The sequence below is a fragment of the Rhizorhabdus sp. genome, assembly GCF_018006725.1.
Classification (GTDB): Bacteria; Pseudomonadota; Alphaproteobacteria; order Sphingomonadales; family Sphingomonadaceae; genus Rhizorhabdus.
On sequence record NZ_JAGMXV010000219.1, the window covers coordinates 1 to 7,544 of the forward strand.

Annotated in this window: 11 protein-coding genes; 5 read left to right on the forward strand and 6 right to left on the reverse strand. The window is 67.0% G+C overall.

The features are described from left to right. Nucleotides 1-154: 154 nt before the first annotated feature. From KAY22_RS21705 to KAY22_RS21730, 6 genes are all read right to left on the reverse strand, one after another. Nucleotides 155-568 (reverse strand): SufE family protein, encoded by a 414-nt coding sequence (locus tag KAY22_RS21705; protein WP_296625293.1) that lies wholly within the window; start codon nt 566-568, stop codon nt 155-157. Between the two features lie 51 nt (nt 569-619). Then, nucleotides 620-1,330, reverse strand: a complete 711-nt coding sequence (locus KAY22_RS21710) for an ATP12 family protein (RefSeq protein WP_296625294.1) — start codon at nt 1,328-1,330, stop codon at nt 620-622. Continuing rightward, a complete protein-coding gene (locus tag KAY22_RS21715) occupies nt 1,327-2,007 on the reverse strand; it encodes an HAD-IA family hydrolase (protein ID WP_296625295.1) in 681 nt (226 codons plus the stop codon). Before KAY22_RS21715 ends, KAY22_RS21710 begins: the two co-directional genes overlap by 4 nt. Further along, a complete protein-coding gene (locus KAY22_RS21720) occupies nt 2,004-3,137 on the reverse strand; it encodes an RluA family pseudouridine synthase (protein WP_296625296.1) in 1,134 nt (377 codons plus the stop codon). Before KAY22_RS21720 ends, KAY22_RS21715 begins: the two co-directional genes overlap by 4 nt. After that, nucleotides 3,134-3,511 (reverse strand): fluoride efflux transporter CrcB, encoded by a 378-nt coding sequence (gene crcB / locus KAY22_RS21725; protein ID WP_296625297.1) that lies wholly within the window; start codon nt 3,509-3,511, stop codon nt 3,134-3,136. Before crcB ends, KAY22_RS21720 begins: the two co-directional genes overlap by 4 nt. Before the next feature lie 91 nt (nt 3,512-3,602). After that, entirely contained in the window at nt 3,603-4,127 is a 525-nt protein-coding gene (locus KAY22_RS21730) for a hypothetical protein (protein ID WP_296625298.1), read from the reverse strand. Nucleotides 4,128-4,215: 88 nt separating this feature from the next. On the opposite strand from KAY22_RS21730, the gene KAY22_RS21735 reads away from it, so the two are divergent. The 5 genes from KAY22_RS21735 to trpB form a co-directional block, all read left to right on the forward strand. Then, on the forward strand, nt 4,216-4,437 hold the full coding sequence (locus tag KAY22_RS21735; RefSeq protein ID WP_296625299.1) for a hypothetical protein: 222 nt from the start codon (nt 4,216-4,218) through the stop codon (nt 4,435-4,437). Then, entirely contained in the window at nt 4,437-4,883 is a 447-nt protein-coding gene (locus KAY22_RS21740) for a cupin domain-containing protein (RefSeq protein WP_296625300.1), read from the forward strand. Before KAY22_RS21735 ends, KAY22_RS21740 begins: the two co-directional genes overlap by 1 nt. A gap of 114 nt (nt 4,884-4,997) precedes the next feature. Continuing rightward, nucleotides 4,998-5,684: a Crp/Fnr family transcriptional regulator gene (locus tag KAY22_RS21745; RefSeq protein WP_296625301.1), complete on the forward strand. Its 687-nt coding sequence runs from the start codon at nt 4,998-5,000 to the stop codon at nt 5,682-5,684. 74 nt (nt 5,685-5,758) lie between these two features. Further along, entirely contained in the window at nt 5,759-6,403 is a 645-nt protein-coding gene (locus KAY22_RS21750; protein ID WP_296625302.1) for a phosphoribosylanthranilate isomerase, read from the forward strand. After that, on the forward strand, nt 6,400-7,544 hold a 1,145-nt coding region (gene trpB / locus KAY22_RS21755; RefSeq protein WP_296625303.1), incomplete at its 3' end, for a tryptophan synthase subunit beta. The genes KAY22_RS21750 and trpB, both read left to right, overlap by 4 nt.

Genomic DNA, 7,544 nt, shown 5'->3' on the forward strand with positions numbered 1-7,544 from the left:
GGCAAAGCGCGCGCGTCCATCACCTCGGCAGGCGTGAAGGCCGCGCCGCCTATAGTCAGCTTGCCCGTGGCAAAGGGCAGGGTCGCCGCGTAGGCGACCGTCAACGGGGCGGCCATCGGCATGGCGGCGATCAGCGCAAGGGCAAGGAACCGGCTCATGCGTAACGCTCCGCGGTCGACCGGATCAGCGCGATCATGTTGGGGATGCCCTGGGTGCGGTTGGAACTCAGCTGGTTGCGCAGGTCGAAGGGGGCGAGTGCGCCCTCGATATCGGTTGCGCGGATGTCGGCCGGCGCCTGATCCTGCACCGTCAGCAGCACCAGCGCGATGATCCCCTTGGTGATCGCCGCATTGCTGTCCGCCAGGAAATGCAGGCGCCCGTCGTCGAGCACGGTCGGGTAGACCCAGACGCTGGCTGAACAGCCGCGCACCAGCGTGGCGTCGGTCTTGAGCGCATCCGGCATCGGTTCCAGCGCGCGGCCCAGGTCGATCAGCAGGCGGTAACGATCGTCGGCGTCGAGAAATTCATATTCCTCGCGGACATCGGTCAATTGCGTGGCTTCGGTCATGATCCTGCTTCCATAAGGCGGCGAACGGCCCGCGTCATCCTGCCGCTGGGGTCAGGCGGCGACGTCGACGGGCACGAGCAACGCCAGGAAGCGCGCCGCCGCACGGAAATCGGCCCGCTTCACCTCGCGGGCGCGGACGGCCAGCTCGTCCTCGCCCCATTGCTCGGCCTGCCACAATTCGTCGAGTTGACCGGCGGCAAAGGCGCCATCGACGTCGATCTCGCCCTCGGCCACCGCCAGGGCGATGATCAGCGATCCCGATATGGTGACGAGCGGATGGAGCGCGACCATCCGGAACGGGTCATAAGCCCGGACCGCAGCCGATAGCCGCTCGATCGTATCGTCGGGCTGGGGCCGGTGGATGATCCCCGTCGCGATCTCGAACTCGACGCCATAGCGTTCGCCCGCCCAGTCGAGCAGCGGATCCCAGGCTTCGCACTGCCGGGCGATCAGCTCGGACGGGCTCTCCGCACGATAGCAGGTCAGGTCGCTCTCGGCATAAGCCGACAGGCTGCGCGCAAAAGCGGGCGGATCGGCGAGCACGCGGTCGAGCGCAGCGTTGGCAAGCCCGGTGAGCGGCATGGTGCGGGGGTCGATGTCCTCGCCCTGCGCATTCCATTCGCCGACGATTGCGGATGCGAGCGCGGCGGTCGGTACCACCAGTTCGGTGCGCGCCGGCGTCTTCACCGCGCGCCCGTCGAGACGGATGCCATAGCCTCCGGCCACCGCTTCGGTCGCCGCCTGTTTGTAGAATCGCTTCATGCGCGCGCTGATAGCGCCAGTTTCAGGATTTCGGGAAGCTGATCCGGACGATCGGCAACGAAATGCGCGCCCTCGTCGAACAATTCGTCCGGCGCATGATAGCCCCAGGCGACGCCGATCGCGGCACAGCCGGCGTTGATTCCCATGCCGATGTCGAAGCTGGTGTCGCCGATCATCGCGCTCGTCTCGGGCACCGCGCCTGCCTCGGCCATCGCCAGCAGCGCCATTGACGGATGCGGCTTGGACGGGTGGCGGTCTGCGGTCTGGAGCGAGACGAACAGCCGTTCGAGCCCATGCGCTTCCAGGCAATGCTTGAGTCCGCGATCGGATTTTCCCGTGGCGACCGCAAGCATCCAGCCATCGGCGTCGAGTGCGTGGAGCAGTTCGGCGACGCCGGGAAACAGCGGCTCGTCGACCAGCCCGGCACCGCGCATCGCCTGAAAGCTGCGCTTATAGCTTTCCGCAAGCTGGACGTGCAGGCCATGCTCGGCGTCGGGCAACAGGCCCGCAATCGCCTGGGTCAGGCTCAGCCCGACGACCCGGCGGATCTCCGGATCGGGCGGCGGCGGCAGCCCTTCGGCGGTAAAGGCTTCCACCATCGCCCGGCAGATATTCGCCTGGCTATCGACCAGCGTGCCGTCGCAATCGAAGATGGCAAGCCGGTTGGGGCCGGTCATGGCTGGCTGCGTCCGCGCCGCTCGCCGCGCCGGGCCTTGCGCGCATCCTTGGCCCGCGCGGTGGCGATCCGGCGCTTGCCTTCCTCGGTTTCGGAGAACTTCACCTCGTCGAGCGGAAGATCGCCCTCGGACTGGGTAAAGCCGAGATTGCGCAGCGTATCGACGATATGCTCGGGCGGCTCGGCGGTGATCTCGAGCTGCCCACCGTCGGGATGGTCGACCCGGAGGCGGCGCGCGTGGAGATGCATCTTGCGGCTGATCGTGCCCGACAGAAAGGCTTCCGCCCCGCCATATTTGCCGTCACCGACGATCGGATGGCCGATCGCCGCCAGATGAACGCGCAGCTGGTGGGTCCGGCCGGTATAGGGCTGGAGTTCGAGCCAGCAGGCGCGGTTGCCGACGCGGTCGATCATCCGGTAGCGGGTCCGCGCGGGCGAGCCCTCCTTCTGGTCGACATACATCTTCTCGCCGCCCGTGCCGGGCTGCTTGCCGATCGGCAACTCGATCATGCCGTCCTCGATCGACGGAACATCGGTGCAGACCGCCCAATAGACCTTGCGCGCGGTCCGGCTGCTGAATGCCTTGGCGAAATGCGCAGCGGCGCGCGACGTCCGCGCGAGCAGCAGCACGCCCGATGTGTCCTTGTCGAGGCGGTGGACCAGCTTGGGGCGGCTCTCCGCATCGAACTGCAGCGCATCGAGCAGACGATCGACGTGCATTTCGGTCTTGGTGCCACCTTGCGTCGCAAGGCCCGGCGGCTTGTTGATCACGATCGCCTGGCGGTCGCGATGGATGACCAGACTCTGCGCGAAGGCGATCTCTTCGGGAGTCAGCGGCTCGCGCGGGCGTTCCGGACGCTTCGCCTTGGCGGCATTTGCGGCTGCGGTCGCGGCCGCCGCAACCTCGGCCGGGGGCACGCGAATGGTCTGCCCCGCCTCGATCCGGTCGCCCGGCGCCGCGCGCCGGCCATCGACGCGCAGCTGGCCGGTGCGCGCCCAGCGCGAGACGATGTTGAAGCTGGTGTCCGGCATGTGCCGCTTGAACCAGCGATCGAGCCGGATGCCGTCATCATCGTCCGCGACGATGAACTGGCGGCCCTCGCCGCCTTCGGTCTTGGGGGCCTCGCTCATGCGAACACCCGCGACAGCCCGACGCCCAGGAACAGCATCAGCACCGATCCGGCGACCGAGGATACCGCATAAGCGGTGGCCATCAGATATTCGCCGCGGGTGAGCATGTTGAAGGTTTCCAGGCTGAAGGCCGAAAAGGTGGTGAAGCCGCCGAGCACGCCGACGCCCAGGAACAGACGCAACGGCTCTCCATCGATCGGTGCGCGGGCGACGACGCCGGCCAGCACGCCCATCAGCAGACCGCCGAGCAGGTTTACCAGCCAGGTGCCATAGGGGAAAGCTGTGCCGAGCTGGCGCAGCGCGACCGTGGATATGTGAAAGCGAAAGGCCGCGCCGATGGCGCCGCCGATCATGACAAGAAGCATTGGGGGCATGACGGCTCCTTTAGAGCCTGATCGCCCCGCGTGAAAGCGCTTTGCGCGCCACGGCCAGCCGGGCCGGGCGCGCGCGTCCAGAAGCGGGCTGCTACTTCGCCGACTTGTCGGTCATGACGATGCTACCCTGGGTGCCCTTGCTGGCGGGTTGGAGCGTGATCGTCATCGGGTCGCCTTCCCCGTTCACCGCCGTCACCGTGGAGGCCGCGCCGCTCTTCGCAAGTTTCACCCCCGTGAAGTCGGCCTGCCCCGCCGCATCGGCATAATAGCGGGCGACGACATCGGGCGCGGCCGGGCTGACGAAGCGGATCTCGACGCGGCCATTGCCGCCGTCCTTGTCGGTCACGTTGACGCCGGTCATTTTCGATCCGGGATAGAGCTTCATCCCGTCGATGTTCATGTCCTCGCCGCCCAGTTCGATCCCCGGGATCGACAGCGACAGCGAGGTCGGCTGATCGCCCGATCCCATCGCGACATTTCCCCCGGCGTCGATCGATATGGCCGCCGAGTCGCCTGCGCTCGCATTAGCGTCGCTCTTCGTGTCGTCGTTGACCTTCACCTCGCACGCGGCCAGCAGCAGCAACGGCAGCGCCGCCATGACGATCGTCTTTCGCATTCCCGGTTCCCCATCCTGTTTCGAACGCTGTATTATTAAAACAGTACAGCGGTTGCAATCCCGCCGATCATGGTGGAAGCTGCCCGCCATGTTCAACGTCCTTTCGCTCGGCTTCGGATTCATCGCGCTGTGCGGTGCGATCCTCGGCTTCTTTCCCTTTCTGGGCTGGTTCAACTGGGCGGTGGTGCCGGTCGCGCTGATCGGCGCGGCCTTCGGCATATTGTCGCACAGTGACAGCGGCCGGCGGCTCAACAGCTTCGTGCTGGTGGTCGGCATCGTCCGGCTGATCATGGGCGGAGGGCTGTTCTGATGTCGCTTCCCGCCAATGAAGACGCCCGTCGGATCGTCGAGGAACTCGGCCTCGCCCCGCATCCGGAAGGCGGCTGGTATCGCGAGACCTGGCGGGAAGGCGGCGCCGACGCGCCCAGCCGGGGTCATGCCACCGCCATCTATTTCCTGCTCGAGGCCGGACAGCGGTCGCACTGGCACCGGGTCGATGCCGCCGAGCTGTGGATGTTCCATGCCGGCAGCGCGCTCGATCTTCTGATTGCCCCCGACGAGAACGGGCCGACCGAGACGGTTCGGCTCGGTCCCGATGTCGCCGCCGGCGAACGGCCGCAGGGCATCGTCCCCAAGGGCGCCTGGCAGGCGGCGCAAGCCGCACGGGGCTGGGCCCTCGTCGGATGCATCGTGGCTCCCGGCTTCGATTTTGCCGGCTTCGAACTGGCTCCGCCCGGCTGGTCGCCAGCGAACTGATCGGCTTTACCGCAGCGTCAACTCAGGGAATTGCGCCCGGAGGATCGCTTGCAGAATCGAGCCGTGCCGTGCACGGTGCCGCCCGGGCGGAGTACAGCGTAATCGGGGGCCGGAATGACACCAGCGGAGCTGCTGGCGCATTTGCCGAAGGGCAGCGTCTTTGCGGAATGTGGCGAGAGCGAGCTGGCCGACCTGCTGTCGATCGGAACGCTGCAGGCGACCCGCACCAATGACGAGATATTGACCCAGGGCGACGAGGGGACGTCGCTGGTCATCATCCTCGACGGGGTGGTCCGCATCTCTATGGTCACGCCCAATGGCCGCGAGATCATCCTCGATTACGCCGAGGCTGGCGCGGTCCTCGGCGAGATCGCGGTGCTCGACGACAGACCGCGCACCGCATCGGCGGTCGCGATGTGGCCGGGCCGGCTGATCCGCATCACGCGCGCCAAATTTTTCGGCTTCATCGAACGCCATCCCAAGGTCGCGATCCGCCTGCTCAAGGAAATGGCGCGCCGCCTCCGCGAGACCGACAGCACGATCGAGAGCGACCGCGCCTTCACCACTGCCCCGCGCCTGGCCCGCTATCTGAAGCGGCTGACCGACCAGAAGATGCACGGCACCCGCCTGACGCGCGACCTGAGCCAGTCCGAGCTTGGCAGCTTCGTCGGCATCAGCCGCGAGAATATCAACCGCCAGCTGGCCGCCTGGGCGAGCGAAGGCGTGATCGAACTGACCCAGGGCAAGATCCGCATCGTCGACCCCGACTATCTGACCCAGATCGCCGAAGCCGCCGACTGATTGCTGAACGGCTAGCCCTGTCTGATCGGACAGACAGGTTGACGCGAGCGGCGCAGAGTCCGACAGACCCCGCCATGCAGCGAGTCACCGCCAAGATCTGCGGCCTGTCGACGCCGGAAACGGTCGATGCCGCCGTGCGCCATGGCGCATCGCATCTGGGCTTCGTCTTCTTCCCGAAAAGCCCTCGCAATGTCGATTTCGAGCAGGCGCGGTCCCTGACGATGCGGGTTCCGTCCCATGTCGGCAAGGTCGGGGTGTTCGTCGATGCCGAGGATGATGTGATCGACGCGGCCGTCCGCGTGGGCGGCGTCGACGCGCTGCAGCTCCACGGCAAGGAAGCGCCCGCCCGCCTCGCTGCGCTGCGCCAGCGCCATCCGGACATCGCCCTGTGGAAGGCGATTTCGGTACGCACCCGGGCCGACCTGGATGCGGCACATGCCTATCGTCCGGTCGCCGACGTCATCCTCTATGACGCCAAGACCCCCGAAGGCACGCTGCCGGGCGGCATGGGCCTGCGCTTCGACTGGACCCTGCTCGACGGTTTCGATCACCCTCAGCGCTGGGCACTGTCGGGCGGGATCGACGCCGACAATGTCGAGCGTGCCGCCGGCTCCACAGGCGCGCGCCTGATCGACGTCTCGTCGGGCGTGGAGAGCGCCCCCGGCATCAAGGCTGTGGACAAGATCGCCACCTTCCTCCAACGGATCGCATCATTATGACCGCTTCGCTTACGAACACGCTGCGCAACGGACCGGACGAGCAGGGCCATTTCGGCCAGTTCGGCGGCCGCTATGTCAGCGAGACGCTGATGCCGCTGATCCTCGACCTGGAGCGCGAATATCGCGCGGCGCAGGCCGATCCCGCCTTCCACGCCGAACTCGACGACCTGATGGCGAATTTCGTCGGCCGTCCGAGCCCGCTCTATTTCGCCGAGCGGCTGACCGAACATCTGGGCGGCGCCAAGATCTATCTGAAGCGCGAGGAGCTCAACCACACCGGCGCGCACAAGATCAACAACTGCATCGGGCAGATCCTGCTCGCCCGCCGCATGGGCAAGACCCGGATCATCGCCGAAACCGGCGCGGGCCAGCACGGCGTCGCCACCGCTACCGTCGCGGCACGCTTCGGCCTGCCCTGCACCATCTTCATGGGCGCGGTCGACGTCGCCCGCCAGCAGCCCAACGTGTTCCGCATGAAGCTGCTCGGCGCCGAGGTCCGGCCGGTGACGTCGGGCGCGCAGACACTCAAGGATGCGATGAACGAGGCGCTGCGCGACTGGGTCGCGAACGTTCACGACACCTTCTATATCATCGGCACCGCCGCCGGCCCGCACCCCTATCCGGAACTCGTCCGCGACTTCCAGTCGGTGATCGGCCGCGAAACGCGCGAGCAGATCATGAAGGTCGAGGGCCGGCTGCCCGACATGCTCGTCGCCTGCGTCGGCGGCGGATCCAACGCGATCGGCCTGTTCCACCCCTTCCTCGACGATCCCGATGTCGAGATGATCGGCGTCGAGGCGGCGGGCGAAGGCGTGACCACCGGCCGGCATGCGTCGAGCCTCGCCGGCGGCACCCCCGGCGTGCTCCATGGCAACCGCACCTATCTGCTCCAGGACGATGACGGCCAGATCACCGAGGCGCACTCGATCTCGGCCGGCCTCGACTATCCGGGCATCGGCCCCGAGCATAGCTGGCTGCACGAGATCGGCCGCGCGCGCTATATCCCAGTCACCGACGCCGAGGCGCTCGAAAGCTTCCAGCGGCTTGCCAAGCTCGAGGGCATCATCCCCGCGCTCGAAACCGCCCACGCTTTGTCCGCGATCGAGAAGATCGCGCCGACCATGGGCAAGGACAAGATCAT

Excerpts from the sequence above, each read along its gene's own strand:
- KAY22_RS21705 (WP_296625293.1), bottom strand. The coding sequence starts at position 568 with ATGACCGAAGCCACGCAATTGACCGATGTCCGCGAGGAATATGAATTT.
- KAY22_RS21710 (WP_296625294.1), bottom strand. The coding sequence starts at position 1,330 with ATGAAGCGATTCTACAAACAGGCGGCGACCGAAGCGGTGGCCGGAGGC.
- KAY22_RS21715 (WP_296625295.1), bottom strand. The coding sequence starts at position 2,007 with ATGACCGGCCCCAACCGGCTTGCCATCTTCGATTGCGACGGCACGCTG.
- KAY22_RS21720 (WP_296625296.1), bottom strand. The coding sequence starts at position 3,137 with ATGAGCGAGGCCCCCAAGACCGAAGGCGGCGAGGGCCGCCAGTTCATC.
- crcB (WP_296625297.1), bottom strand. The coding sequence starts at position 3,511 with ATGCCCCCAATGCTTCTTGTCATGATCGGCGGCGCCATCGGCGCGGCC.
- KAY22_RS21730 (WP_296625298.1), bottom strand. The coding sequence starts at position 4,127 with ATGCGAAAGACGATCGTCATGGCGGCGCTGCCGTTGCTGCTGCTGGCC.
- KAY22_RS21735 (WP_296625299.1), top strand. The coding sequence starts at position 4,216 with ATGTTCAACGTCCTTTCGCTCGGCTTCGGATTCATCGCGCTGTGCGGT.
- KAY22_RS21740 (WP_296625300.1), top strand. The coding sequence starts at position 4,437 with ATGTCGCTTCCCGCCAATGAAGACGCCCGTCGGATCGTCGAGGAACTC.
- KAY22_RS21745 (WP_296625301.1), top strand. The coding sequence starts at position 4,998 with ATGACACCAGCGGAGCTGCTGGCGCATTTGCCGAAGGGCAGCGTCTTT.
- KAY22_RS21750 (WP_296625302.1), top strand. The coding sequence starts at position 5,759 with ATGCAGCGAGTCACCGCCAAGATCTGCGGCCTGTCGACGCCGGAAACG.